Annotated in this window: 25 protein-coding genes; 11 read left to right on the top strand and 14 right to left on the bottom strand. The window is 64.3% G+C overall.

Annotated elements, in window-relative coordinates; genetic code table 11:
* Positions 1-95: 95 nt before the first annotated feature.
* Positions 96-758 carry a response regulator gene (locus HV773_RS10520; protein ID WP_175195078.1) on the top strand — a complete coding sequence of 221 codons (663 nt, stop codon included), beginning with the start codon at positions 96-98 and terminating at the stop codon, positions 756-758.
* Positions 759-806: 48 nt separating this feature from the next.
* Positions 807-1,469: a winged helix-turn-helix domain-containing protein gene (locus HV773_RS10515; protein ID WP_175195076.1), complete on the top strand. Its 663-nt coding sequence runs from the start codon at positions 807-809 to the stop codon at positions 1,467-1,469.
* 109 nt (positions 1,470-1,578) lie between these two features.
* Here the strand turns inward: HV773_RS10515 and HV773_RS10510 are convergent, their stop codons facing one another.
* Positions 1,579-2,496 (bottom strand): LysR family transcriptional regulator, encoded by a 918-nt coding sequence (locus HV773_RS10510; RefSeq protein ID WP_175195074.1) that lies wholly within the window; start codon positions 2,494-2,496, stop codon positions 1,579-1,581.
* Between the two features lie 150 nt (positions 2,497-2,646).
* Between HV773_RS10510 and speB the strand changes: the two genes are divergently transcribed.
* Positions 2,647-3,600, top strand: a complete 954-nt coding sequence (speB, locus tag HV773_RS10505) for an agmatinase (RefSeq protein ID WP_175195072.1) — start codon at positions 2,647-2,649, stop codon at positions 3,598-3,600.
* A 62-nt stretch (positions 3,601-3,662) separates the two neighbouring features.
* The gene (locus HV773_RS10500) at positions 3,663-5,186 is read left to right on the top strand and encodes a purine-cytosine permease family protein (protein WP_175195070.1); all 1,524 of its coding nucleotides are present in this window, start codon (positions 3,663-3,665) and stop codon (positions 5,184-5,186) included.
* Positions 5,187-5,491: 305 nt separating this feature from the next.
* On the opposite strand, the gene HV773_RS10495 is transcribed toward HV773_RS10500, so the two are convergent.
* The 7 genes from HV773_RS10495 to HV773_RS10465 all read right to left on the bottom strand — a co-directional run bounded on the left by HV773_RS10495 (position 5,492) and on the right by HV773_RS10465 (position 13,581).
* Positions 5,492-6,268 carry a tyrosine-protein phosphatase gene (locus tag HV773_RS10495; protein ID WP_175195068.1) on the bottom strand — a complete coding sequence of 259 codons (777 nt, stop codon included), beginning with the start codon at positions 6,266-6,268 and terminating at the stop codon, positions 5,492-5,494.
* A gap of 274 nt (positions 6,269-6,542) precedes the next feature.
* Complete coding sequence (gene dmpG, locus HV773_RS10490; RefSeq protein ID WP_175195066.1) at positions 6,543-7,619, bottom strand: 4-hydroxy-2-oxovalerate aldolase; 1,077 nt, start codon at positions 7,617-7,619, stop codon at positions 6,543-6,545.
* 22 nt (positions 7,620-7,641) lie between these two features.
* Complete coding sequence (locus HV773_RS10485) at positions 7,642-8,532, bottom strand: acetaldehyde dehydrogenase (acetylating) (RefSeq protein ID WP_175195064.1); 891 nt, start codon at positions 8,530-8,532, stop codon at positions 7,642-7,644.
* Positions 8,533-8,622: 90 nt separating this feature from the next.
* A complete protein-coding gene (locus HV773_RS10480; protein ID WP_175195062.1) occupies positions 8,623-9,405 on the bottom strand; it encodes a fumarylacetoacetate hydrolase family protein in 783 nt (260 codons plus the stop codon).
* Positions 9,406-9,497: 92 nt separating this feature from the next.
* Positions 9,498-10,877, bottom strand: coding sequence for a DUF1329 domain-containing protein (locus HV773_RS10475; RefSeq protein ID WP_175195059.1), 1,380 nt, complete (start codon positions 10,875-10,877; stop codon positions 9,498-9,500).
* 78 nt (positions 10,878-10,955) lie between these two features.
* Positions 10,956-12,521: a DUF1302 domain-containing protein gene (locus tag HV773_RS10470; RefSeq protein ID WP_175195058.1), complete on the bottom strand. Its 1,566-nt coding sequence runs from the start codon at positions 12,519-12,521 to the stop codon at positions 10,956-10,958.
* Positions 12,522-12,756: 235 nt separating this feature from the next.
* Complete coding sequence (locus HV773_RS10465; RefSeq protein WP_175195056.1) at positions 12,757-13,581, bottom strand: SDR family oxidoreductase; 825 nt, start codon at positions 13,579-13,581, stop codon at positions 12,757-12,759.
* A 157-nt stretch (positions 13,582-13,738) separates the two neighbouring features.
* Between HV773_RS10465 and HV773_RS10460 the strand changes: the two genes are divergently transcribed.
* The 3 genes from HV773_RS10460 to HV773_RS10450 are packed head-to-tail and all read left to right on the top strand — an operon-like array spanning position 13,739 to position 15,827.
* Positions 13,739-14,638, top strand: coding sequence for an alpha/beta fold hydrolase (locus HV773_RS10460; RefSeq protein WP_175195054.1), 900 nt, complete (start codon positions 13,739-13,741; stop codon positions 14,636-14,638).
* The gene (locus HV773_RS10455; protein WP_175195052.1) at positions 14,635-15,429 is read left to right on the top strand and encodes an SDR family NAD(P)-dependent oxidoreductase; all 795 of its coding nucleotides are present in this window, start codon (positions 14,635-14,637) and stop codon (positions 15,427-15,429) included. Before HV773_RS10460 ends, HV773_RS10455 begins: the two co-directional genes overlap by 4 nt.
* An 8-nt stretch (positions 15,430-15,437) precedes the next feature.
* The gene (locus HV773_RS10450) at positions 15,438-15,827 is read left to right on the top strand and encodes a nuclear transport factor 2 family protein (RefSeq protein WP_246282264.1); all 390 of its coding nucleotides are present in this window, start codon (positions 15,438-15,440) and stop codon (positions 15,825-15,827) included.
* Between the two features lie 68 nt (positions 15,828-15,895).
* Here HV773_RS10450 and dbpA read toward each other — a convergent pair whose 3' ends face one another.
* On the bottom strand, positions 15,896-17,293 hold the full coding sequence (dbpA, locus tag HV773_RS10445) for an ATP-dependent RNA helicase DbpA (RefSeq protein ID WP_175195050.1): 1,398 nt from the start codon (positions 17,291-17,293) through the stop codon (positions 15,896-15,898).
* 282 nt (positions 17,294-17,575) lie between these two features.
* Between dbpA and HV773_RS36810 the strand changes: the two genes are divergently transcribed.
* The 3 genes from HV773_RS36810 (at position 17,576) to HV773_RS10425 (ending at position 20,039) form a co-directional block, all read left to right on the top strand.
* Entirely contained in the window at positions 17,576-18,853 is a 1,278-nt protein-coding gene (locus HV773_RS36810) for a type VI secretion system Vgr family protein (protein WP_246282263.1), read from the top strand.
* Between the two features lie 105 nt (positions 18,854-18,958).
* Positions 18,959-19,603, top strand: a complete 645-nt coding sequence (locus tag HV773_RS10430; RefSeq protein ID WP_175195047.1) for a hypothetical protein — start codon at positions 18,959-18,961, stop codon at positions 19,601-19,603.
* A complete protein-coding gene (locus HV773_RS10425) occupies positions 19,569-20,039 on the top strand; it encodes a hypothetical protein (RefSeq protein WP_175195046.1) in 471 nt (156 codons plus the stop codon). Before HV773_RS10430 ends, HV773_RS10425 begins: the two co-directional genes overlap by 35 nt.
* A 2-nt stretch (positions 20,040-20,041) precedes the next feature.
* Here HV773_RS10425 and HV773_RS10420 read toward each other — a convergent pair whose 3' ends face one another.
* From HV773_RS10420 to HV773_RS10400, 5 genes are all read right to left on the bottom strand, one after another.
* Positions 20,042-21,628, bottom strand: a complete 1,587-nt coding sequence (locus HV773_RS10420; RefSeq protein WP_175195044.1) for a Na+/H+ antiporter — start codon at positions 21,626-21,628, stop codon at positions 20,042-20,044.
* A 50-nt stretch (positions 21,629-21,678) separates the two neighbouring features.
* On the bottom strand, positions 21,679-22,320 hold the full coding sequence (locus tag HV773_RS10415) for a DsbA family oxidoreductase (RefSeq protein ID WP_175195043.1): 642 nt from the start codon (positions 22,318-22,320) through the stop codon (positions 21,679-21,681).
* 88 nt (positions 22,321-22,408) lie between these two features.
* Positions 22,409-23,392 carry an acrylyl-CoA reductase (NADPH) gene (gene acuI, locus HV773_RS10410; protein WP_175195042.1) on the bottom strand — a complete coding sequence of 328 codons (984 nt, stop codon included), beginning with the start codon at positions 23,390-23,392 and terminating at the stop codon, positions 22,409-22,411.
* A gap of 59 nt (positions 23,393-23,451) precedes the next feature.
* The gene (acuR, locus tag HV773_RS10405) at positions 23,452-24,090 is read right to left on the bottom strand and encodes an acrylate utilization transcriptional regulator AcuR (RefSeq protein WP_175195041.1); all 639 of its coding nucleotides are present in this window, start codon (positions 24,088-24,090) and stop codon (positions 23,452-23,454) included.
* 46 nt (positions 24,091-24,136) lie between these two features.
* Positions 24,137-26,071, bottom strand: a complete 1,935-nt coding sequence (locus tag HV773_RS10400; RefSeq protein WP_175195040.1) for an SMP-30/gluconolactonase/LRE family protein — start codon at positions 26,069-26,071, stop codon at positions 24,137-24,139.
* Positions 26,072-26,376: 305 nt separating this feature from the next.
* Here HV773_RS10400 and HV773_RS10395 point away from each other — a divergent pair, with 305 nt between their 5' ends.
* Positions 26,377-26,745, top strand: a complete 369-nt coding sequence (locus HV773_RS10395; RefSeq protein WP_175195253.1) for a hypothetical protein — start codon at positions 26,377-26,379, stop codon at positions 26,743-26,745.
* Positions 26,746-26,768: the final 23 nt, after the last annotated feature.

Below are 26,768 nucleotides of genomic sequence, written 5' to 3'. Positions count from 1 at the left end.
GGAAAGTTTTTCTTAACACGGTCAATTCATGCGGCAATCGCGATATATCGCATCGAAATTATTGGCTGGCAGTGCATTGAATAACGGGGAACACCATGCGCATATTGCTCGTGGGCGATGACGCATCGATAGACGGTGAATTGCAGCGCGGCTTGCACAAGGAGGGCTTCGCCGTCGACTGGGCGGAGCACGGGGACTCGGCCATGCTGGCGCTTGGCACCACCTCGTATGGCCTGGTGCTGCTCGATATCGGCAGCTCCGGAAAGCATGGGCTCACGCTGCTCGCGAGGTTGCGCCGGCGAAACGATGCAACGCCGGTGATCGTGATTATCGCTCGCGATGCCGTGCCGGACGGGGTCGCGGGCCTCGACGGGGGCGCCGACGATTATCTCGTCAAGCCGTTTGCGCTCGACGAGCTGCTGGCCCGCATCCGCGTCGTGAACCGGCACCAGACGGGCCGCGTGCAACCCTTGCTGCAAGTGGGCGCGCTGCGGCTCGACCCCGCGCAACACCGCGTATGGCTAGGCGAGCGGGAGGTGCCGGTGACGACGCGCGAGTTTGCGCTGTTGCAGGAACTCATGCGCGATCCCGCTATCGTCGTCACGCGCGCGCAGCTCGAAGAACGCCTGTACGGATGGAACGAGGAGATCGAGAGTAACGCCATCCAGGTGCATGTTCACAATCTGCGTCGCAAACTGGGTACCGACGCAATCCATAACGTGCGAGGCGTGGGCTATCGCATCGGGGCGCTCGCATAGCTCCATGACTGGTGAATCGACAAGCCATCGGGATGACTGGAGACCAATGTGAGGGTGCTACTGGTTCAAGATGACGATTCGATCGCACTGCAGATCGTTTCGGTAATGCCTCTCATGGGGCATGAGATCGACTGGGCGAGCAGTGCCTACGAGGCCGAATTGAGCTTGCAATCGCAATCTCACGATCTTGTGCTGCTCGACTTCGGATGCGCCTGCCTGAACTCGTTCGATCTGTTGCGGCGTTATCGCAAGCGCGAAGCTCAAGCGGCTGTCGTTGCCTTGATTCCTCAAGGTTTATTCGCGAGCCCCATGGTCGTGCTGGACAGCGGCGCTGACGATTACCTCATGAAGCCGTTCGAGCTGGAGGACCTGAGAGCCCGGGTTAGGCTGTCAATGCGGCGTCCGTACCGCCTTCAAGGCAGGGTGGCGCTCGGAAATTTGTCGGTGAACTCGCTCGATCATTCGGTATTGCTCGATGGCCTGCCGGTTTCGTTGAGGCCCAGCGAATACCGGATTCTGATTGCGCTGGTCAACGAGCCCACGCGGGTATTCACGCGCTCGGAACTGGCATTGCACCTCGACGGGCAACCGCGCGCGGCGCTGGACAACAATGCCGTGGATGTGGTCGTCCACGGCTTGCGGCGCAAGCTGGGTGCGGAGAAGGTCGTGACGGTGAGAGGCGTCGGCTATCGGTTGTGCCAAAGCGCGTGAGCGCTATCAAGCAACAGCAGCGCAACAGCAGCGCAACAGCAGCGCAAAAGCACGATTCCCGGCGCGAAGGTTTTTCGTAGCATTCAACCGTTGCTGCTTTCCCGCGAATTCACGATTCGACGATCGGCTCGGGTGGATGCGCGTTCCTCAAATCTTCGAGGAAGGCCTGCACGATCGGATCGTGGCTGCTGCGCTTTTGCGTAACCATGTGAAACGTCACCTCGTAGGTCAGCTTCGCGGGGTTGAGCGCCGCGAGCCGCCCGCTGCGCACGAGTGGCGCCGCGAATTGCTGCGGCAAGTAGCCCAGGTGATGGCCCGAGAGAATCAGGAGCGACACGGCCTCCATGTTGTCGGCCTGCGCGGTGACCTTGCTCGCGCTTGTCGAATGTTGCGCCTCCGGCGTGGGGTAGGTGCGCCAGACCCATTCGTGGTGAGCGGCTTCGGCGGGAGAGAGCTTGCCCGCGCGCTCGAACAGCGGATGGCCGCGCCCGCAATACGCGATCTGCCGCTCGATAAAGAGCGGCGTGTATTCGAGCGTGGGCACGCGATGCCAGAAATAGCCCACGGCAATCTGAATGTCGCCATTGAGCAATTGCTCTTCAAGCTCGCCGGGCGATTTCACGGAGATCGAGAACCGCACCGCTTCATCGCGCTGCTTGAACGAGGCGATGGCCTCGCTGATGCGCGCGTTCTCGCCAATCGGCGCGTGGCCGATCAGGCCGATCGCCAGGGTGCCGACCAGCTTGCGGTCGAGGTGCCGCGCCTTGAGCGCGAATTCCTCGGCGGCGGCGAGCAGCGTAATGGCCAGGTCGTACATGCGCTCGCCCTTTTCGGTCAGGCGAAAGCCGCTGCGGCCGCGCTCGCACAGCCGGTAGCCCAGGCGCGTCTCGAGCGTAGAGAGTTGCGCGCTGATGGTGGGCTGGCTCACGTTGAGCGTCGTTTGCGCGACGCTCACGCCGCCGGCTTCCACCACGGCCACAAAAACGCGCAGCAGGCGCAGGTCGAGGTCGGTCAGGTTGCCGAGCATGGCTTCTCCGGGAAATTCATCGATACATAGCAGTTTATCAATGTGAACAGTGGGGAATCGTTATTTATCTTTGCTTGACGGATGCTTAAAACTGCGCCTGTAGCCGATTCGCACGATACGGCAGGGTCAATGAGAACATGGAGCGCAGATATGTCTGAACAATTCTTCCAGCCCCTCGGGGGCAACGTCATGCCGCGCTGCGGCGGTATCGCGACGATGATGCGCCTGCCGCAGGTCGAGAACGCCAAGAACCTGGACGCCTGCTTCGTGGGCGTGCCGTTCGATCTGGGCACCTCGAACCGCACCGGCGCGCGCTTCGGCCCGCGCCAGGTCCGCAGCGAATCCGTGCTGCTGCGCCCCTACAACATGGCGACGCGCGCGGCGCCGTTCGACTCGTTGCAAGTCGCCGACATTGGCGACGTGGCGATCAATCCCTATAACCTCGCCGATTCGATCACGCGCATCGAACACGCGTACGACGCGATTCTCGAACACGACTGCCGGCCGATCACGCTCGGCGGCGACCACACCATCACGCTGCCGATCCTGCGCGCGATCCATCGCAAGCATGGTCCCGTGGGCCTGATTCACGTCGATGCGCACGCCGACGTGAACGACACGATGATGGGCGAGAAGATCGCCCACGGCACGCCGTTCCGCCGCGCCGTAGAAGAGGGGCTGCTCGATTGCAACCGCGTGGTGCAGATCGGCCTGCGCGGCACGGGCTACGAGGCAGAAGACTTCGACTGGTGCCGTCAGCAGGGCTTCCGCGTCGTGCAGGCCGAGGAGTGCTGGAACCAGTCGCTTGCGCCGCTGATGGAAGAAGTGCGTGCGCGCGTGCAGGGCGGCCCGGTTTATCTGAGCTTCGATATCGACGGCATCGACCCGGCCTATGCGCCTGGCACTGGCACGCCGGAAATCGCGGGCCTGACCGTGCCGCAAGCGCTCGAAATCATTCGCGGCACCTGGGGCGTCGACATCGTCGGCGCGGACCTCGTGGAAGTCGCGCCGCCGTACGACCCGTTCGGCACCACGGCGCTGCTGGGCGCGAACCTCGCGTTCGAAATGCTTTGCGTGCTGCCGGGCGTGAAGCGCCGCGCGTGAGCGGGCAGTAGCGAAACAGCAGCGAAGCAGCAGAAGAGCAGAACCATCAGGAGACTAGTTGCATGACACCACACGAGCACGCCGGCATCGCGACGGCAGGGGGCGAGGGCGTGGAGATCGAAAGCCATTCGATCGACTACATCCCCGAAAGCGAACGCCACGCGAAACTCAGTAGCCAGGGGCCGTTCTGGTTCCTTGGCAACTTCCACTTCTTCACGATCTCGATCGGCTTCGTGGGCCCGAGCATGGGGCTCTCGGCCGGCTGGACGACGCTTGGCGGCGCGCTCGGCATCATGTTCGGCACCATTTTCATGGCGTTCCACGGCTCGCAGGGGCCGGAAATGGGCCTGCCGCAGATGATCCAGTCGCGCGCGCAGTTCGGCTATCGTGGCGTGGCGCTCGCGCTGCTCGCGACGCTGTTCGTGTTCGTGGGCTTTAACGTCGTCAATGTCTCGCTGATCATGAGCGGGCTGAAAGAGGTGTTCGGTCTGAGCCCGGCGCTGGTGGCGGTGGTCGCGGCGGTGGCGGGCGGGCTGCTCGCGGTCTTCGGGCACGACGTCATGCACAAGGCGTTCAAGTGGGCGCTGATCGCGACGCTGCCGCTCTATGCGCTCGTCACGCTCGCGCTGCTGTTCGGCGTGGGCAAGGGTGGCGCCGGCGCGGCGAGTGCCGCGACCGCAGTGAGCGCGGCTGGCGCGCATGCGGGCTTCAACTGGGTGGCCTTCATCACGCAGTTCGCCATTGGCGCGAGCTACAACATCTCGTATGCGCCTTATGTGTCCGACTATTCGCGCTATCTGCCGAAGCACACGAGCCGTGCGAAGCTGATCTCGGCGATTTTCCTGGGCGCGTCGCTCTCGGGTACGTGGATGATCGGCCTGGGCGCGTGGCTCGCGCAGCAACTGCAGGCCACGGACGCGCTCGTCGCGCTTAACCAGGTGGGCGCAAAGTTGTTCCCGGGCTGCGGCGCAATTCTGGTGGTGGTGTCGGTGGCGGGCTTCCTGCCCATCATCGCGCTGAACACCTATAGCGCGATGCTCACGCTGCTGACCGGCGTGGACTCGTTCCGCAAGATCCAGCCGACGCGCCGCGCGCGCGTTGGCGCGGTGCTCGCGATCAGCGCGATCGTGCTCGTTTGCACGCTCTCGATCCCGGGCAATGGCGTGGCGCTGCTCAACACGTTCCTCGTGCTGATGCTGTACTTCCTCGTGCCCTGGACCGCTGTGAACCTGGTCGATTACTTCTTCGTGCGCAAGGGCCGCTACGCGATCACGCACTTCTTCACGCCGAACGGTATTTACGGCGCATGGCAGGTGCGCGGGATTGCGGCGTACCTGGTGGGATTCGCGGCGATGATCCCGTTCTTCTCCATCGTCGATAACGAGTCGGGCAAGGAGATTTTCGTGGGCTACTTCGCGCACCAGATGAGCGGCGTCGATCTGGCCTGGCTCGTTGGGTTGATCGTTGCTGGCGCAACCTATTACGTGCTCAGTCGCTCGCTCGATCTCTCGGCCGAGGAAAAGGTCATCCGCACGATCGGCGAGCGCGACATCCTGGCGATGACGCGTCAGTCGGCGGAGCATTGATCGTTCAAAGCCGGCCTTCGCGCGAACCCTGAAAGAAACGCGGTGATATGCTCGCCGCGTTTCGTATGGGTTCGGAGAGGCGATGTCGGGAATGGAAGCGCGCTGGCGCAGCTAGTGCCGTATCAGGTGGTGCTGGCCGTTGTGCTGATTTCGGTGTTCGTCATGATCTGCGCTTTCGCCGCGAGCCAGTGGCTGACGCGGCGTCGCCGGCGCTATCACCTCTGGCTCATCGAACTGGTTCTGCTCACCAAAGTTTCAACCCCTGCGCCACTGCGCCGGTTGAATCGCCGTATGCAGAGACCCCCTCACTCCGTCACAGCAACAAGATAACCACGGCGGATTTTCTCCACGTCTACATGCAGCACATCGGTCAGATAGTGCTGCATCCCGCCATAACGCGTGTCGATCACCTCCATCGCCGCGCCAATGTAATCGGGGTCGACATTGAGCAGCGGTTGCACGACCTCCGGTTCCACGCCGATCTTCTGCAACTGCGCCACTGCCCGCGCGTTGCCCGCCGCGTTATGGCGGTTCGACTCCAGATAGTTCGCCATGACCGTGGCGCGGTCCACGCCGAGCGCGGAAAGCAGCAGCACCGTCGCGAAGCCCGTGCGGTCCTTGCCGGCGGTGCAGTGGTACAGCAAGGTTTTGTCCGCCTCGGCGAGCTTCAGGAAGCGGGCGAACTGTGGCTGGTAATCCTGCGGAAACCGGCGGTAGAGATCGACCATGAACTGGTGCATCTGTTGCGGGGTCGAGCGCTTGAGCATCGGCACGACGCTCGCGGGCGAGAGGTCGCCTGCGAGAACGGGATCGGCTATCCAGGGAAAGCGCTCGGCGAATGCGGCTTCAGCCGACGTTTTTTCACTGGTGGCGCGAAAGTCCACCACGTCGTCAAGCTGCAAGGATGCGAGGCGCGCGAAATCGGCGGGTGTGCCGAGCGCGGGATTGCCGCTGCGATAGAGGCGGTGCGGCGCGATGCGGTGGCCATTTGCGCCAATGAGCCCACCGAGGTCGCGCAGGTTCTGCACGTGGTCCATGGCGATGAGCTTGTCGGTGTCGGTTTGTTCGGTGACGATGTTCATGCCGTTAGTGTAACGAGTTTCGCTAGCGGCTACAGGTCCGACCGGCGTGGGCGTCGCACTTTGAACGGTCGCGGCGTGAGCGGTCGCGCTCGTGGCCAGCATGGTGGCCGCTGCTAACGACAGCCCGGCGACCCAGCCACAAAAAAGGCGGAGAAATGGTTGCATGGACGATCAACAATGACAGAAAAAAAGCGCGCGCCGTCTAATTCCGGCGCGCGCTTCATGACGCGGGCGCATTGCAAGCCCCGCAAAAAAACTACTCAATAGCCATCACTCAAGCTGCCACCGCCAAACCTCGCGCACGCGCCATGTTGATCGCCGTATCCTCGATCATGTCTTCCTGCCCGCCCACGAGGCGCTGGCGGCCCAACTCCACGAGGATGTCGCGCGCAGGCACGCCATACTTTGCCTCGGCGCGCTTCGCGAACAGCAGGAACGACGAATAGACGCCCGCGTAACCGAGCGTGAGCGCGTCGCGGTCAACACGGATTGGCGTGTCCATGATCGGCAGCACGAGGTCTTCGGCCACGTCGGAGATCGCGTACACGTCCACGCCCGTCTTGATGCCCATGCGATCGCACACGGCCACGAACACTTCCATGGGCGTGTTGCCCGCGCCCGCGCCAAGCCCGGCCGCTGCGGCGTCGATGCGACGCGCGCCGGCCTCGATGGCCGCGAGCGAGTTCGCAATGCCCATGGCGAGATTGTGATGACCGTGAAAGCCCAATTCGGTTTCGGGTCGCAGCGCGTCGCGCACGGGCTTGAGCCGCGCGGTCACGTCGTGGGGGAGCATGTAGCCCGCCGAGTCGGTGACGTAGATGCAGTTCGCGCCGTACGATTCCATCAGCTTGGCCTGCTCGACCAGCAGTTCGGGTGGCGCCATGTGCGCCATCATCAGGAATCCTACGGTGTCCATGCCGAGCTCGCGCGCAAGGCCGATATGCTGGCCGGAGACGTCGGCTTCCGTGCAGTGCGTGGCCACGCGAATCGTATTCACGCCGAGCGAATGCGCCATGCGCAGGTGATCGACGGTGCCGATGCCGGGGATCAGCAGCGCCGAGACCTTGGCCTGCTTCAATTCGCCGATCACGGCTTCGAGGTAAGCCTCGTCGCTATGCGCGGGGAAGCCGTAGTTGACCGATTCGCCGCCCAGGCCGTCGCCGTGCGTGACTTCGATGAGCGGCACACCCGCGGCATCGAGTCCGCGCGCGATGCCGCGCATCTGGTCCAGCGAGATCTGGTGGCGCTTCGGGTGCATGCCGTCGCGCAGCGTCATGTCGTGCACGGTGATGCGCGTGCCCGCGAGCGGGTGCAGGGGTGCTGCGTTGCTTTGTTCGTTGGTGGTTTGCATCGTGACTCCCATCGTGTCGGTTTCAGGCGGTCGTGGCGGCCAGCATCTGCTCGGCGAACACTTCGCCGGTGCGGGCGGCGGCGGCCGTCATGATGTCGAGGTTGCCGGCGTAGCGCGGCAGGTAGTCGCCCAGGCCGGCCACTTCCATGAACACGGAAACGCGCTTGCCGTCGAACACCGGGCCGTTCTTGAGCGTGTAGCCCGGCACGTAGCGGCGCACTTCTTCCACCATCTTGTGCACCGAAGCGGTAATGGCTTCGACGTTGGGTTCGTCCTCGGTGAGGCAGTGGATCGTGTCGCGCATGATGAGCGGCGGCTCGGCAGGGTTGATCACGATGATCGCCTTGCCGCGCTTCGCGCCGCCCACGGTTTCGATGGCGCGCGCCGTGGTGCGCGTGAATTCGTCGATGTTCTTGCGCGTGCCGGGGCCGACCGAGCGCGAAGACACCGTCGCGACGATCTCGCCGTAGGCCACGGGCTGCACACGCGCGACTGCGTGCACGATGGGGATGGTGGCCTGGCCGCCGCAGGTGACCATGTTGACATTGAGCGTGTCGCCCAGGTGCTCGCCGAGGTTCACGGGCGGCACGCAGAACGGGCCGATCGCGGCGGGCGTGAGGTCGATCACGCGCACGCCGCGCGCGGTCAGCTTGTCGGAGTGCTCGCGGTGCACGTAGGCCGAGGTCGCGTCGAAGACGATGCGGATCTGATCGGCTTCCAGGTGCGGCAGCAGGCCGTCGATGCCTTCGGACGTCGTCTTCAGGCCCAGTGCCTGGGCGCGCGCGAGCCCCTCGGAGGTCGGGTCGACGCCGACCATCCAGACCGGTTCGAGCACGGCGCTGCGGCGCAGTTTGTAGAGCAGATCGGTGCCGATGTTGCCGGGGCCGATCAACGCGCATTGAATCTTGCTCATGGAGTTTTCCTTGTTCATGGGGTCTTCAAAACCGTTCGAGCTGGGCCATTGGGCTTGGGCCATTGGGTCTGCGGAGGATTCATGCCTCGTTCAGACGAAGCTCACCTCGCAGCCGCCAATGCCTTCGATGCGCATCGAGAGCCGGTCGCCCGCGCCCACCGGAATCAGCGCGGCCAGCGCGCCCGAGAGCACGACTTCGCCCGCGAGCAGCGGCATGCCGAGTTCGCCGAGCGTGTTGGCGAGCCAGGCCACGGCGTCGGCCGGGTGGCCGAGCGCGGCCGCGCCCACGCCTTCACCGGCGTTGACGCCGTTTTTCTCGATGCGCATGCGGCACGCGCCGAGATCGACGTCATGCGGCGCAACGCGTTCGGAGCCGAGCACGTAGACGCCGCTGGAGGCGTTGTCGGCCACGGTGTCGCCGATGCGGATCGCCCAGTCGCGAATGCGTGAATCGACGATCTCGAAGCACGCGCCCACGGCTTCGGTCGCTTCGAGCACGGCTGCGCGGTCCACGCCCGGGCCGCGCAAGTCGCGGTGCAGGTAAAACGCGATTTCGCCTTCGGCGCGCGGCTGGATCAGCGTGTTGGCCGCAATGGCCGCGCCGCTTGCGTACTGCATGTCGGAGAGCAGCATGCCGAAGTCGGGCTGGCGCACGTCGAGCATGTCCTGCACGGCTTTGCTGGTAACGCCGATCTTCTTGCCGACCACGACAGCGCCCGCTGCCATGCGGCGCGCGATGTAGTGTTGCTGGATGCGGTAGGCGTCGGCGAGCGCGAGTTCGGGCAGGCGCGAAGTGAGCGGCGCGATCGGCATGCGTTCGAGCCAGGCCGCGTAGAGCGCGTCGCCTAGCGCGGCGTGTTGGGCAGGGGTCATGTCGGTGGCGTTCATCGTGAATGAGGAAAAAAAACCCGCATACGCTCAGGCGTGGGCTTGAGGTATGCGGGCAAGCTCGCGAAAGGAACTGCTTAGACGCCGTCGCCGCGAATCGCGTCGGGCGAGTAGTAGGCCTCGTTCGACTGGTTGTTGGGCGTGAGGATCGGCATCGGCTCCTGGTTCGACAGGCGGTCCGCGTAATAGGCGCCCGAGATCAGGTCGTGATAGAACACCGACGTCGCATAGAAGGTCTTGGCGTCGAATGCGTAGACCGTCGGTGCGAAGTTCGTGCGCCACAACGTTCCGCGCGCGTCATAGTTGTCGGCGGCCACGGCAGCCCAGGTGTCCTCGTCCAGGTAGATCACGCGCTTGGCGTACTGGTGGCGGAAGCCCGGCTTGAGCGTGGCCTGGAGCACCCATACGCGATGCAGCTCGAAGCGCATGTCCTGCATGTCTTCATGACCCTTCGTAAGCAGCGCCGTGTACTTGATCGACGGGTCCATCAGCTTGTAGTTGTCGTACGGTACGTAGACTTCGCGCTTGCCAACGATCTTCCAGTCGTAGCGCTCTCCCGAGCCGTTGAAGAGGCGGTCGTCGTCCACGGTGCGGAATCCGCCCGGCCCCTGGGGCTGGTCGAAGCCGAACTCCGGCGACTGGCGCACGCGTCGCGTGCCCGGGTTATAGGTCCACGTGCGGCGCGTGTCCGAGCCTTCCTGGTCCCACATTTCGTAGCCCGTAATGATCGTGCCACGATCCGAAAGCGGCAGTGCGACGGTCATACGGAAAAAGCTGCGGCCGTTGAGACTGTTCTTGGGGTCGTACTGCGCGGCCGCGCGCGGGCCATAGATCGAATACTTCACCTTGCCCCACGCGATATTGCCGTCCGGGTAGACCACGGCCTGGTCGTAGGTGGCGTTCTCCGATTCGATCATCGAAGAGAAGCGCAGATTCCACATCGCTTCCACGCCGTTCTTCGGCACCGGGAAGGGCACTCCGGGCGGGAAGTCCTTCAAGCCGTTCTGGTCCTTCGTCATCGTGGTGTGGGGCGCGTATTCCTTGATCGCCTTGTACACGGACTCGGGCGCGCCGAAGTCGCGATGGCTCGGGTAGACGGTGATCTTGAACGTATCCGGGTACTTCTTGAAGAGCGCCTTCTCGCCGTCGGTGAGCCGCGCGGCGTACTGATCCATGTTTTGCGCGGTGATCGTGAAGAGCGGCTTGTCGCTCGCGTACGGGTCGGGGTAGCGCTCGCCCGGCTTGTAGTTCACGGTCGACGGCGCGCCGACCCACTTGCCGGTCCAGGCCGGGATCGTGCCGTCCGCGTTGCCGGCGCGCTCGGCGCCGAACGGCGTAAGCGTGGTGTCGAGCTTGGCGATGTCTTCGGCGCTCGTCTTGGCGAACGAGCCGGTGGCAAGCGCGACGCCTGCGGCGATAGCGCAGGCTTGCATGGCGTAGTGAAAGGTGCGACTCATATCCATTCCTCTTGCAGTAAAGATACGGCTGGATCAAAAGCCTCAAAAGCGGGCGCCGAACGGTACGGCGCCGTGGCTTCAGAAGGAGTACGTAGCGGTTGCGAGAACGTAATCGCGGTCGGCGAGCTGACGCATGTTGGGGTCCGGCTTGCCCAGGAACTTCGCGTAGACCAGCCCGAGCTTGAGGTTCGAGAGGCGCGTGAAGTTCACACCCACGGTGACGCGGTGGTCGCCCACGCCGGTGAGCGAACCGAGTGCGCCCGAGAGCGCCGAGGTGCCCGTGAAGTCGTCGGAGTAGGTGAGCGGCACGTCGAGGTCCCAACCGTTGAAGACGTTCTTGTAGCTGAGCGTCCAGGCCACTTCGTAGGCCGCCGCGTTGCGCGAGTTCGCGAGCGTGGTCGAGCCGTACACGGGTGTGACGTTGCCGGTGTGCACGTACGAGACTTCGGCAACCAGCGTTTGCGAGGCGGCGAGGAACGTCGGCCCGATCGTGTAGATGGCCGAAAGGTTCGACTGCCAGACGTCGCCGCGCGTGGCGGTCGGGCCCGTGGGTGCGTTCACGAGCACGGCGGCGCCCTGGCGGTACGAGGTTTCGCCGGCCACGTTCACGCCGGACACGTCGGTCGAAAAGCTCAGGCCGGTCAGCTTGATGTGATCGAAGTACTTTTGCTGATACTGGAGCGTCGGGTAGTAGCTGAACACCACGCTCGGGTTCATGTCGTTGTAGTGCAGGTAGTACGCACCGATTTCGGTGTCGCCGAACACGCGCCAGCGCGCGCCCACACCCCACTGGTCGTAGTTGTTCGGCTTGATGTCGCCGCCGCGCGGAATGATTACGCCGCCCGGCCCGATCAGGAATTGTGCGCCCGGCCCCGTGATGTCCGAGTAGCTGAAATAGCTGCCCGGCGCGGTGAGCTGGTTGTGCTCGAACGCGAACTGCCAGTAAGCCATCAGGCTGAAGTCGGGGTTGATCTGCCATTGCGAGGAGATCTGCGGCACCGGCAACAGGATGTCTTTCACTTCGGCGCCGGCCACATACGACTTGGTGGCGTCGGCGGGGCCTTGCGCGCCCGCGATGTTCGGGAAGAACACACTTTCGCCCCACGCCAGCACCTGGTCGCCCACCTTCACATTGAGGTTGGTCTGGCCGATATGGAAGGTGTTGTACACGTAGGCCGCGAGCAGTTGCGGCCGCGCCCCGGCCCAGTAGCTCGTGTCGCCCGTGAACTGGTTGTACGTGCCCGAGTGGTTGACCGTGAACGGCTCGTCGTTGTAGTTCGGACGGTGATAGACCTGGTCGTAGAACGCATCCGCGCGCACGAAGACGCCCCAGTCGTCGTGCTTGAGGTTGACCTCGCCCAGGATGTTGGCCTGGTTCTCCATCAGCTTGCCGGCCTTCTGGAAGTTGCGGTCGCCGTCGTCGCCGTTGATGTTGCTCGGGCTGAGCAGGTCGCCGCTCGCTGAGCGTGTGCGCATGCCGAGCCCGTAGCCGAGCGTGAAGTTGTAGTCGAGCGTGGTGTTGTTGCCGAAGTCGATCTGGTCACCCGCCCACGCGCTCGTTGCGGCGCTCACGCACGCGGCTGCAAGGGCGAGCCGGCAGGCGGCGGTGATCGGTCGTAACGCACGCGGTGTGTCGATTCTCATTGTGTCTCCTCTGATGGCTCCGTGATGGCTCTTACGTGGCTCTTGCATGGCACTACTGGCGTTGCAATGTTTTGCCGTGGCGCTTCGAAAGTTCGCCCCAGAGGCGGTCTTGCGAACCGGGGCTTTGTTGTGGACAGAGGTTAGGGCGCTTATGCGAGGTGAGAATCGTCAATACGGACTAGTTGGTTCCCCTCAGTGTTGAGAGCGTGGCCGCACAACGTGCATCGATTCGTGCTTATGCACTGCCGAATGCCTTGCCCGCTTCGGTCGCGGCGAGAAAGGCGGGCACTTCGCCGCCGCCTTCGAGCACGAGATTCGAGCCCGATGCGTACGACGCGTGCCCGGAAGCGAGAAAGAGGCAGGCGTTGGCCACGTCCGCGGGTGTGGCGAGGCGACCTGCGGGCACGGTGGCCGCCGCTGCGTGCAAACCCTCTTCGCCTACGTGGTCCGCTGCGGCGGCATCGGTGTGCACGAGGCTCGGGCTCACCGCGGCCACGCGCACCTTGGGCGCCCATTCGACGGCGAGCGAGCGTACGGCGTTGATCACGCCGGCTTTCGCGGCCCCATAGGCGGCTGTGCCGGGCGAGGGCCGCAGGCCGCTCACGCTGCCCACGAAAAGCAGCACGCCGCCTTCGGCCTGGCGCTGCATCACGGCGTTGGCGCGCTGGGCGAGCCACAGCGGCGCAATCAGGTTCAACCGGATCACCGACTCCGTGAAGCGCGGCGACGCCTGCGCGGCGAGCACGAACGGCGCGCCGCCCGCGTTGCTCACGACCACGTCGAGCCGGCCGGTCTCGGCCTCGATGCGCGCAATGAGCGCGTCGATGGCGTCGATGTCGCGTACGTCGGCGGCGAGTGCGCGCACCGGTGGCGCGGCGGTGGCGTCCGCATGGGTGCTTTTGTCCGCGGCGTGGTTTGCGTCCGCGTTTTCCGTCACGCTGCGTCCGCAGACGTAGACGGTCGCGCCGGCGTGCCGGAACGCCTGCGCGATCGCCGCGCCGATGCCGCGCGTGCCGCCCGTCACGAGCACGGTCTTGCCTCTGAAATCAAAGGGTGTCATGGGCCTCGTCTCCTGAATGCGCCGATCTGCGCCGATATGGGCTGGTAAGTGTCGAGGCCGATGGTAGGGGAAATGCCGGAGCGCTTCTTAGTCTGAAAAGACGATGCGGCGCACCTTGGCGCCCCCGATGATCGGCATGAGAACAGGAGACAAGCGCATGACGACAACGCCGAACATCGCTCTACCCGCCGGCACCATTGGATCTTTTACCGATGTGCCGGGCGGCCTGAGGCTGCATCATTTCGAAGCCGGCAGCGGCGAGCCCGTGGTGTTCATCCACGGCAGCGGCCCCGGCGCGAGCGGCCTTAGCAATTTCCGCCATAATTACGCGCCCATTGCGGCGGCGGGCCACCGTGTCATCGTGGTCGACCTGCCGGGCTATGGGGCGTCGTCCAAGCCCGCCGATGCCGAATACACGCTCGACTTCTTCGTCGCGGCGCTGCGCGAGCAGTTGGTGGCGCTGGGCGTGGGCCGCGCTACGCTGCTCGGCAATTCGCTGGGTGGCGCGATCGCGCTGAAATACGCGCTCGATTACCCGGACGACGTGAAGGCGCTAATCATGATGGCGCCCGGCGGCGTGGAGGAGCGCGAGACGTACTTCCGCATGGAAGGCATCCAGAAGATGGTGGCGCTCTTCACCAATCGTCAGATGAACCGGCAGACCATGCGTTATCTGCTGGAATTGCTGGTGCACGATCGCGCCCTCGTGACGGATGCGCTTGTGGAAGAGCGCCTGAAGGTGTGCGAAACGCAGCCGCCCGAAGTGCTTTCGACCATGCGCGTGCCCAACCTCACGGAGCGTCTCGTGGAATTGCACTGCCCGGTGCTGGGTTTTTGGGGCACGCAGGACCGCTTCAATCCGGTGAGCGGCGCGATGCAGTTTCTCGAGCATTGCGAAGACGCGCGCTTCGTGCTGATGAACCGCTGCGGGCATTGGGTGATGGTGGAGCACCGCGAATACTTCAACCGCGAATGCGTGGATTTTCTCGCCGATCTCGGCAAGCGCACGCAGCAGGCGGAAACAACGAACGAAACACAGGACAAGGAGACGGCATGACGGCTGCACAACCCCAGGTGCAACAACTGTTCGACCTGAGCGGCAAGGTTGCCGCGATCACGGGCGCGGCGCGCGGGATTGGCGCGCAGACCGCGCGCACGCTCGCCTCTGCGGGCGCGGCGGTCGCGGTGCTCGACGTCTTGCCGCAAGGCGAGGCGCTTGCGGCCGAGATTGTCGCGGCGGGCGGCAAGGCCCATTTCTGGCGGCTCGACGTGACGCAGGAAGCGGACGTGCAGCGCGTGTTCGGCGAGATCGTCGCGCGCTTCGGTCGGCTCGACGCGCTGGTGAACAACGCGGGCATCGAAGGCGCGAATGTGCCCACGCACGAAATCACGCTCGAGCAATGGCGTCAGGTGATGGACGTGAACGTGACGGGCGTGTTCCTGTGCACCAAGTACGCGATTCCGGCCATGCAGCAGGCGGGCGGCGGCTCGATCGTGAATGTCTCGTCGATGTACGGGCTCGTGGGCGGGCCGGACGTGCCCGCGTATCACGCGTCGAAGGGCGCCGTGCGCCTGATGGCGAAAACCGATGCGATGCTGTACGCCGCGCAGAACATTCGCGCGAACTCGGTGCATCCGGGTTTCATCCGCACGCCGCTGCTCGAAGAGGCGTTCCAGAAGATTGGCGACCCCGAGCAGATTTTCGGGCAGATGAAGCAGATGGTGCCGCTCGCGAAGATCGGCGACCCGCAGGACATCGCGTCGGGCATCCTGTATCTCGTCTCGCCGGCGGGCCGTTACGTGACGGGCGCCGAACTCGTGATCGACGGCGGCTATACCGCACGCTAGGAGCCTGCATGTCGAACGACACCGAACACATGAAGGCGCGCTTGCGCGAATACGTGGAGGCATTCAACGCGAACGACGCGGCGCGCGTTACCGCGCTGTTCGCCGACAACGCCACGGTCGAAGACCCCGTGGGCACGCCGGTCAGGCGCGGGCGCGCGGAGATCGACGCGTTCTTTGGCCACGCCACCACGGTGGGCGCGCGGCTCGAACTGGTTGCGCCGCCGCGCGGCTCGCATGCAAACGCGGCCACCATCACGTTCAAGGTGCATATCGCGGGCCCGGATGGCACCGCGCATATCGACGTGACCGACGTGATGGAGTTCGATGCGTACGGCAAGATCGTGAGCATGCGCGCCTACTGGGGCGCGGATGACTATCACCGGGCGGGAGCGGCTTGAGTTCGTTCTGAACCCGACAACGGGGGCGCGCGCCGCGGGAGGGTCCGCGGCGCACTGACTGTCCCCGCTTATTCGTCCATCAAGCGCGCGCGCACCTTCTTGCCCTTCACCTTCCCCGCGTTGAGCTTGCTCACCGCCTTGCGCGCAATGCTGCGCTCCACGGCCACGTAGGTCGAAAAATCCGTGACGTTGATCTTGCCGATCTGCGCGCCGCTAAAACCCGCTTCGCCGGTGAGCGCGCCCAGCACGTCGCCGGGACGGATCTTTTCCTTGCGTCCGCCGAGGATCTGCACGGTTTCCATCGGCGGCAGCAAGGGTGCGTCGCTGGCGGGCGTGAGCGCCGCGAGCGGCTGCCATTCGACTTCGCGCTTGAGCGCCTGCTCGATGCCGCCCACGCGGCCCATCTCGTTCATGCTCGCGAGGCTCAGCGCCCAGCCGTCCTGATCCGCGCGGCCCGTGCGGCCGATGCGGTGCACGTAGACCTCGGGGTCGGGCGTGACATCGACGTTGATCACGGCTTCGAGCTGCGCAATATCCAGACCGCGCGCGGCCACGTCGGTGGCCACGAGCACGGAGCAGCTGCGGTTCGCGAACTGGATCAGCACCTGGTCGCGCTCGCGCTGATCGAGCTCGCCGTGCAGCGCCAGCGCATGAAAGCCCTGCGCGCGCAGTACATCGAGCAGATCGCGGCATTGCTGCTTGGTGTTGCAGAACGCGATCGTGCTAACCGGGCGGTAGTGGTTCAGCAGCAGGCCGACCGCGTGCAGGCGCTCGTCGTCGGCGACTTCATAGAAGCGCTGGCGGATCTTGCTGTTGTCGTGATGCTCTTCGAGCTTCACTTCCTTGGGATTGCGAAGGAATTGCTGGCTCAGCTTCCCGATGCCTTCGGGGTAGGTGGCAGAGAACAGCAGCGTCTGGCGTTCCTTGGGGCATTGCCGCGCCACCTTGGCGATGTCGTCGAAGAAACCCATGTCGAGCATGCGGTCCGCTTCGTCGAGCACGAGCGTGTTGAGCGTATCGAGCGAGAGGATGCCACGCTCCAGGTGATCCATGATGCGTCCCGGCGTGCCGACGATGATGTGCGCGCCGTGCTCGAGGCTCGCCGCCTGCGGCTTCATGGGCGTGCCGCCGCACAGCGTGAGCACCTTGATGTTTTCTTCGGCGCGCGCGAGCCGGCGGATCTCCTGCGCGACCTGATCGGCGAGCTCGCGCGTGGGGCAGAGAATCATCGCCTGCACGTCGAGCCGGCGCGCATCGAGCTTCGCGAGCAGCGCGAGCGAAAAGGCGGCGGTCTTGCCGCTGCCCGTCTTGGCCTGGGCGATGAGGTCGTGGCCCGCGAGCGCGATCGGCAGGCTGGCGGCCTGGATGGGCGTCATTTCGACGTAGCCGAGCCGCGTGAGGTTTTCGAGCGCGGCGGGCGCGAGCGCAAGCGCGCTAAAGGGCGTGGCGGTGGGTGTGTTCGTCATTCGTGGTCTCGCGCCCCAGGGGCGGATGGCGCGCGGCGGTTGCCCGAGGGGCGCGGCGCGGCGGGGATGGATCGGGCGGCGATGGCGGCATCGCGCGTGGCGCAATTCTAGCCGATGCGTGCGGGAGAGCGTTCCGTTTGTGGAAGGTCAAGGGGATGGATCTTTCCCGCGGCTTTATGCGCGGCGAATTGGCGTGCCAGTCGAATTTAGGAATTTTCGTGTTTCAAGCTAAAAATGGCTTGTAGAAGATAGTTGCCGGGTAACTCTACGCGAGGCATCGGCATGATTTCCTCCACCGAACGGTTCCGCACACTCGGCCTGCGCGGGCGCCAGGACGATATGTCGTGGAAGCAAGACGCACGGCAACTCGCGCGCGTGAAGCTCGAAGCCGAATACGGCGCGCGGCTGCGCGCGAAAGGCCGGGGCCGGCTGCGCGGCATCGAGGTGGGCAAGACATTCGGGCTTACGCATCACCCCCACGCGGCGGCGAACCGCGACTATCTCGTGCTCGCCTGCACGCTGGACATCCACGAGGCCGGTATCGTCTCCGACGCGACGCGCGACTATGTGGTCGATGCCTCGTTCGATCTTCATCCCGCTGGCGAGCCCTATCGCATGGCGCAGGTCACGCCGCGCCCGCGCATGGAAGGGTTCGAATACGCGGTGATCGTGGGGCCGCGCGGCGCCGAAATCCATGTCGATGAATATAACCGCCTGCTGATCCAGTACGCGTGGGACCGCGACGGCAAGTTCGACGGCGCATCGTCGATCCGGATGCGCGTGGCGCAATCGTGGCAGGGCGACCAGATGGGCACGGTGATGCATGGCCGCTGCGGGCAGCAGGTGCTGGTGGGCTACGTCAACGGCGATCCGGACCGGCCCTTCGTGGCGGCGTCCGTGCCGGATGTGAACAACATGCCGGCGTGGAAGCTGCCCGAAAACCACGCGCTGAGCGGCATCGTGAGCGGCAGCCTCGGGCACGGCATCACGACCAATCATCTCGCGCTGGACGACACGAAAAACCGGCAGCAGGCGCAGCTTGCGAGCGACCACGGCAAGTCGAGCCTGAGCCTGGGTTACAACACGCGCATCGACGGCAACCAGGGCCGGCAGGACGCGCGCGGCGAGGGGCTGGCTGTTCACGAGCTTCGGGCGCGAGAAGGCGGCGGGCAAGGCCAGGGACATGGACGAGACGCACGCGCGCCTGAGCGAGGCAGGCGGTATTCACGAAGCGCTGGCGCAGCGCGCACAACAGCACGGCGCGCAGGAGGCGACGGGCAACCAGACGGACGTGACGCGGGCCATCCACTACGCCAACGCGGCGCTGCGTGGCAAGGGCGGCGGCGAGTTCCCCGGGTTCGACAGCCCGGATATTGTGATCTCCAGCGCGGCCAGCCTGCACGCCACGGCGGAACACAGCACGCACCTCGTGAGCCGCGAGGACATGGCACTCACGGCGGGCAGAAATATAGCCATTGCGGCGGCGAAATCACTGTTCGTTTCGGTGCAGCGCGCGGTGTCTTTGTTTGTCTGCCAGTCCATGAGTTTGATTGCTCGTGAGCGCGTGCGTATCGAATCGCGCACGGACGGGGTCGACGTGAGCGCGCCGGGGCACTTGCACAGACGACTATATCAATACCCTCAAGGTCGTCGGGGCAATCTGAAATGAGTCGCACCGTTACTGATGTTCAGCGCAACGCCATCTTCCGCATGGTCGATGAAGTCATGGCGATCATGCGTGACAACAAGCCATTCAATCCGGATAGTGGCGTATTCGGGAGAATTCGTTCGTCGGAAAGTGAATCTGGATATCCGGGCGCTCGTTACTCGTTCAAGAATGTGGAAATACCTCCCGCAAGCATCGAGTTCTTGACCGAGTCTAATCCCCTCGATTATTCCGAAGACGGAATGCAGGTACCCGTCGTTCCGATTCATTTCAAGCTGGATTTCGGCCCGTCAATCTATGGCATAACCGAGGAAATACTCAAAGAAAGGCTCGACCTCGCCGACTACTGGATCGACTGGGATGGGACAAGACAGGAAGGAAACGTAATGCCGCCAGCTCCGGGCCTGTTGATGAAGCCCTACCGGTACCGCGCGAGAACGCATGCCGACAGCCGCTTCCCCGTCGACGTCGAGATTGTATATGGCCTTCCAACAGGCGATGAGCCGAAATACATGCTCTCTCTAATGTTCCTCACCATCGAGCGCGCCTATAAGCCTGTCACTTCGGACGACCGCAGAAGAATACGCGAGGAAAGGGAGCAACGCGCGCATGAAATCTTCAGCAAGCCGGAGGCGGCCAAATGACCCCGCGATTCAAACACACGATCTCGCGGATCCGCCACGCCTCATCGGCCGCATCGGCAATCGCGGAAGAACATTGACCCGCACCTGGACCCCACAAGAGATTGCACTACTCGGGGCAATGTCCGATGCCCTGGCCGCCAGGAAAATCGGCGGCATTTCATTTGCCACCGCGCAAAAGAAGCGTCGGGAATTGGGCATTCCTCCTGCTGCGCCGGCGCATCGCTCATGGCCGCCAGAGCACATCGCCATGCTCGGCGCGCTACCCGATAGTGAAGTGGCGCGGCTCACGGGCCGCTCGACCCGGGCCGTCAATCAGAAGCGCAACCAGCTCGGTATTCCTTCGGCACAGCGCAAAGGCATCCAGCGCGTCCAGCGGCACAGCGCGCCGAAGCAGCAAGAGACGCCGCCGCCCATGAAAAAAGCGGGGATTTCATAATCTCACCCGCGCGAATGCTGCGCGCCCACCTCTTCAAGATCGAGATCGCGCTCGATCATATGCAGCATCTCATCGTTGATGAGTCCCGCGCGGTGCAGCCGCAAGACTTCCGCGCGGCCCGCGCTCACGGCGGCCAGCACGACGTCGTAATGCGCGGTGCGGACATCATTCGGTAGCGCGGGTGCGCTCTCGAACGTGCGCGAAATATTGGCCCGATACGTGTACTGCTCCAGCAGACGCGGGTGAATCACGCTGCCGTCCGGCCCGTGCACGAGCGGCAGGATGGCTTCCAGCTGCACCGCGAGCAGCCGTGCCCATGCTTGCGGCTCGGTGAGGTAGCCGGCGGTGGCTTCCTCGTCCTGCAGCGGTTTCACGATCCGGATCAGCGGGCCGATGGTCAGGCCTTGCAGCAGCACCGTGAAAAGAATCACCGCGAACGCCGCGAACAGGATGAGGTCGCGCCCGGGCAGTGACTCGGGCAGCGTGAGCGCGATAGCGAGCGTGACCACGCCGCGCATGCCGGCCCAGCTCACCACGGCAGCCGAGCGGAAATCGGCGGCCGCTATGCGCCGTGGCGCGAAGCGATGCACCAACACGCGGATCGTCTCCAGGCCGAACGCCCACACGCAGCGCGATAGCACGACCGCCGCGACAACGGCGAGCGCGGCCGGGCCGAGCTGCGCGATGGCCTCGCCCGCACCGCCGAGCCGGTGGATCACGCCGCGCAGCGATAGCCCGATCAGCACGAATACCAGCGCTTCGAGCACGAATACGAGCACTTCCCAGAACGCCGTGCCGCGCATGCGCACGCGCGCGGAGAACACCTCGTGCTGATGCCAGCCCAGATACATGCCGCACGTGACGGTGGCGATCACGCTCGATACGCCGGCCATTTCGCCTGCGATGTAGCTGAACCAGGCGGCGCTGACGCTGGCGGTAATGATCAGATAGTCGTCGTCGAGCAGGCGCAGCAGGGTGACCGTGAGGTAGCCCACGAACCAGCCGATGGCGATGCCGCCTAGCGCGAGTCCCGAGAAGCTCAGCAACGCGCCCGACGTGCTGAACGCGCCCGTGAGCGCGGCGGCCACGGCGAGGCGGAACAGCACGAGGCCCGCGGCGTCGTTGAGCAGGCTTTCGCCTTCGAGCAGCACCATCAGGCGGCGCGGCAGCGCGAGGCGCTCGAGCACGGCTTTCGCGGCCACGGCGTCGGGCGGCGAGACCACCGCGCCCAGCGCGAAGCACACGGCCCACGGCAGCGAGGGCGCCATCCAGTGCGCCACGAGGCCGACGGCCCAGGTGGTGAACGCCACCGCGCCAATCGCGTACAGCAGGATGGGCGTGATATGCCGCTTGAAGTCGGCCCAGACGAAGAAATAGGCGCCGTCCATCAGCAGCGGCGGCAGGAACACGATGAGGACGAGGTCGGGGTCGATGACGACGGGCGGCAGCCCCGGTGCGAACGCCATGGCCGCGCCGCCCACCAGCAGCGCGGCGGCGGGCGGCAGGCGCAGGCGTTTGGCAAGCAGCTCCAGCGCGACGATGGCGATGAGCGAAAGCAGAACGAGCTTGAATGCCGAGACTGCCGACATGGTCTCTCCCGTGAAATGCCGGATCGATGCAATGGATCGGCAGGGCGGCTTCAGCTCTCCGCAAGAACCTGCTTGATGGCGTTCTCGAAGGTTTCGACAGGCTGGCCGCCGCTCACCAGATACTTCTGGTTGAGGATGATGGCCGGCACCGACTGGATGCCCATCGTCTGCGCGTGTTGTTCTTCCGCGCGGACTTCGTCGGCATAGGCGCCGCTTTGCAGCACGGTGCGCGCCTCGTCGGCGTCCAGTCCCACCGATTGCGCGGCGTGGACCAGCATGTCGTGGTCGCTCGTGTCCTTGCCTTCGCCGTGATACGCACGCAGCAGCGCGAGCTTGAGCGGCAACTGCTTGCCCTGGAGGCTGGCCCAATGCAGCAGGCGATGCGCGTCGAAGGTGTTGAAGATGCGTGTGCGCGGCCCGAACGTGAAGCCCACACTCGCGCCGCGCTCGCGAATCGCTTCCTGCGTTTGCGCGATCTGCTCCGGTGTGCGGCCGTATTTCTTGCCGAGATAGTCGACGATGGTCTCGCCGCCCGGACCCATGTCCGGATTCAGTTCGAACGGGTGCACGGCGAGGGTGGCGTCGACGGTGTTGCCCAGATTCTTCAGCGCCTGGAGCAGCGAGGAAAGGCCGATCGCGCACCAGGGGCAGGCGATATCGGAGACAAAATCGATTTGTAGCGCTTGTTTCATGGCGTTTCCGATGGAGTGAAGGGGGATGCCCTGGATTCTCGCACGTCCTCGTGGACCATGATGCAAGCTGTGCCGCTCGCGCGAGCGCCTAGGCGTTCACATCGACGACGAGCCTTCCGCGCACGCGCCCTTCGAGCAGATCGCTCGCGGCCGGAATGGCTTCGGCAAGACCGATCTCGCGCGTGATCGTGTCGAGCGCATTCAGATCGAGCGATTTGGCCAGCGCCTGCCAGGCAAGCTGGCGTTCGGCGAAGGGCCGTGTCACGCTATTCACGCCGATGAGACTCACGCCGCGCAGGATGAACGGCGCAACCGTCGTGGGCAAGTCCATGCCCTGCGCGAGGCCGCATGCCGCCACGGCGCCATCGGCGCGCAGGCTCGCGCACACGTTCGCGAGCGTATGGCCGCCGACCGAATCGATGGCCGCTGCCCAGCGTTCCTTTTGCAGCGGCTTGCCCGGCTCGGAAAGCGTCGCGCGGTCGATGACCTCGGCCGCGCCCAACTGCTCCAGGTACGCGGCTTCCTGAAGCTTGCCGGTCGAGGCCACCACACGATAACCGCGCCGCGCCAGCAGCGTAATCGCAAAGCTGCCGACGCCCCCGCTCGCGCCGGTCACGAGCACCTCGCCGTGGCCCGGCCCGATGCCATACCGCTCGAGCGCGAGAATACAGAGCATCGCGGTATAGCCCGCCGTGCCGATCGCCATGGTCTGACGCGCGCTCAGGCCCTGTGGCAACGGAATCAGCCAGTCGCCTTTCACGCGGGCCTTTTGGGCGAGGCCGCCCCAATGCTGCTCGCCCACGCCCCAGCCGTTCAGCACGACGGTATCGCCCACGGCATAGCGCGGGTCCGCGCTTTGCGCGACGGTGCCGGCGAAATCGATGCCCGGCACCATGGGAAAGCTGCGCACGACCGGGCTCTTGCCGGTGATCGCGAGTCCGTCTTTGTAGTTGAGCGTGCTGTATTGGACGTCGACGAGAACATCCGCATCAGGCAGACGCGGTTCGTCGAGTTCGGCGATACGCGACGAATATGATCCGGATTCCTTATCAATAAGAATGGCTTTGAACATGGGGCCTCGTTGATGAAACGAAAGAGAAAAGGGGCAGGCCGAAGCGTTTCTTTGATCCACTACTGCGTGGATTTCAGCCCGGCGATAAAACCTCGGAAAAACGTATCAAGCGGTGCAGCGTCGCGCACCAGTCGCGCGCGCAGCACGGCGCCTTCCCAGCCGATCCAGAAGAACGCGGCCTGCGCGTCGAGATCGGCATGCTTCGGGATCGCGCCTTCGCGCCGCGCATCGCGCAGACAGGCGACCACGCGCGCCTGCCAGCCTTGCAGGACATCTTCCAGGCGTTCCCGAAAGTCTTCGGGAAGCACGTCGACTTCCACGCCCAGGTTCCCCACGAGGCAGCCTCGCGTGAAGTCATGACGCGCCATGCCCGACTTCGCGTCTTCAACGAACGCGCCGAGCCGTTCCAGCGCGGGACGCGTTTCATCGAGCAGCCAGCGGTCGAGCTTCGCGCAGAAGTAGCCGTCGTAAGCGGCCATGAGTTCGCGGCCGAAGGCTTCCTTGCTCTCGAAGTAGTGATAGAACGAGCCCTTCGGAATACCGGCGCGCTTGAGCATGGCGTCGAGCCCCGTGGCAGCGAAGCTTTGCCCGGTCAGCATTTCCAGGCCCGCGCGAATCAGCAATTCGCGCGTGTCGGCGTGAGCGCGCGGGTCTTTCGGCGGGCGGCCGCGGCGCGGCTTGACGGTTGGATCGTTCATGAACGCGATATTAGACTGATCGTCTCGAAAATTCAATGGCCGCGTTTCAGGGTGTCCACCGCTGCACCACCACGCTGCTGCCGTTGTAATTGTCCTTCGTAATCACATACTGCCCGCTGGAGGTTAAATACGCGCGCAGGCCATACATCGAGTCCACGTCGTTGCCCACGTCCATGGTGGCGGGATTCGCGTTGATCAGCGTGGTGACCTGCTGGCCTGTCGTGAGATCGAACACGTCGATATTCGGCACGGTATGCACATAGCCGACAAACAGATAGTTGCCCGCTGCCGCCATCGATTTGGGATTGGCGCTGGTGAGGTTGATGACCGGTCCCGGCGTGCGATTGCCTGCTCCCCAGCCGTGATACACCTCGATGTGGCCGTTCATGGCGGTCCAGTCCCAGTTTCCAGCCAGCCCTTGCGCGAGAATCATCGTGTCGCTTTCCGGTTGATAGACGATACGCGTGATCGGCCGCGCGCTCATGGGCGTCGAAAGGGTGATGGCGGGGCCCCATGAGGGTTTGCCTGTGCCGTCGAAACCGGAGAGCGGGTAGTGATAGATGTGGTTCGTGCGATCGAGCCCAGCCCACACGTCGCCCTTGCTGTCGATGCAGAAGCCGCCCGTGACGGCGATTTTCGTATTGAACAGCGTGCCGGGCAATGAGCCGTCGGGAATCGCGATGTAACCGCTCGCGGGATTGAAGTGGAAGAAGTAGAAGATTGCAGGGTTCTGGCCGGACGCCACGAGAATGCGATTGCCGCCCACCGAGGCGAGCTGGCCGAAGTGCTCGTCGCGCTGAGTGTCGTTCATGTTCAGGCGCGGGTCGTTCGGGTAGGTGAAGGGATCCACCGTATTGGCGACGAAGGTGCCGCCCGCCGTGCCCGTGAATATCGCCGTGCCGCTATAGAACAGCGTGGCGTCGGTGGCTGGATCGGGCGCGGCCACACCTTCGAAGTTCAGCGCCTGGAGCTTCCAGAGCAGATTGCTGTTGGGATCGTAGGCGTGAATATCGGTGCCGCCGTTGCGGCCGAGGTCCCACGCGCCACCCCAAGGATTGTTGAGCACGTAAAGGTTGCCGGCCGTGTCCTTGCCAATGCCCGTGATGCGCGTGAAGCGTTTGGCGCCCACCTGGCCTTTGGTGCCAGTCGTGGTGTCCAGGTAGCCGCCCGTCACGCCGAAGGTGCCTGTGAGCGTGGGCACGCCCGCGAGGCTGTAGAGCTTGATATTCATGTCGGGGCCTTCGTCGCCAACCATTAGCAATCCTGTGGATGCATCGACGTAGAGCGCGGAGGGCTGCGCGCCCGCGGGCATCTGGATCGTCTGCAATTGCGCGCCCGTGGGGCTGAATTCCACGATCGTTCCAGCGCTCATTTGCGCGACCCAGACGTTGCCCGCGCTGTCGAGCGCGAGCGCGCCCGGGCTCGCGATGGGGATATCGCGCTGCCACGCGCCATCAGTCGTGAAGACGCGCACGCGGTTGCCGGGGAAGTCGCTCGCGTAGAGCAGCGCGTTTTGCGTGGCGAGGCCCGTGATGACATCGGCGCGGCTGATCGACTTCGATGCGCTCACGTTGATGGTCAGGTCGCGCTGGCCGCTCGCGCGGTTGTAGCGTCCGACCGTGCCGCTGCCATAGGCGGTGCCAGCCTGCATGGCGGCGAAGATCGAGGTGGAGTTGCCGGTGATGGCGCCGCCCTGGAATTCGTTATGCAAGCCGATCGAGCCGATGCTCTTGCCGTTCTGATAGATGGCCATGCCGCCTTCGTTCTCGTCCCAGAACGATGCCGTGTAGATGACGCCTTCGGGCGCGACCCACATCGAGCGTGCGCCATTGCCCACGTGTGCCGCGAGGGTGCCGTAGGTGTTGGCGAGCCAGTCTGTGGTGTATTGCTGCGCGTGTGCATCAGGCGCGAGTGTAGCGACGGACGTGGCGAAAATCGCGGTCGACAGCAGCGCGCAAAGGTGCGTTTTGTTCTTGTTCATGAAAAAATTCCTGATACAACGAGTTCGAATCTGGTCGAGAGGCGAGGCTTGCCGGGTGCGGCGGGCGCATCAGCAATTGGCGTGCCTGGGCCGAAAAGAGGCCAGGAAAGCAATGTCGCCGTACTCGAGAATTCTCCGCGTTTATTAACGGGATTTAATTCAACGGGCATGCGGCGTATTTTTTATTGCATTTTGTTTACGCCGACTTTTCGCGTGATGAAATGTTGGCGGAGCGATGTACCGGCGCGAGCCATTTCGATGCAGAATGCTTGTTTTTGGCAGGTCCGGCCATAGGTATGGAATCCATGTCTGAAAACAGGGACAGCAAGCCAGTGAAAACGGAATTCGTCGAAGCGAGCAGCGCCCGCGCGGACCTGCTTTGCTACCTTGTGGCCGTTGCCGCGTCGTCTTACGCCCTGACGCAGGAGTGGCGCGTCGATCATGTCGTTTCGTGCTGCCGCGAATGGCTGCAAAAGGGCGGCCTGACGATGCATTGGCTCGATCGCGTCCGCCTCGGCCAGTTAGCGCTCAAGATCGCAAGCCGCGACTTGCTGGGCGCCGGCATTGCCGTGCGGCTTTCCAGCGTCTCGGTTCTGTTCACGAACGACATGGAACTCAATGAGGCGTCGACCATGGTGCAGCGCATGATGTCGTTGTGTCAGGCCAATCTTTGAAAAATCGCGGCGCAAGCCGCCAT

The sequence above is a fragment of the Paraburkholderia caffeinitolerans genome, from assembly GCF_902859945.1.
In the GTDB taxonomy this organism is placed as follows: domain Bacteria; phylum Pseudomonadota; class Gammaproteobacteria; order Burkholderiales; family Burkholderiaceae; genus Paraburkholderia; species Paraburkholderia caffeinitolerans.
This window is presented reverse-complemented; position numbering and strand designations above follow the sequence as displayed.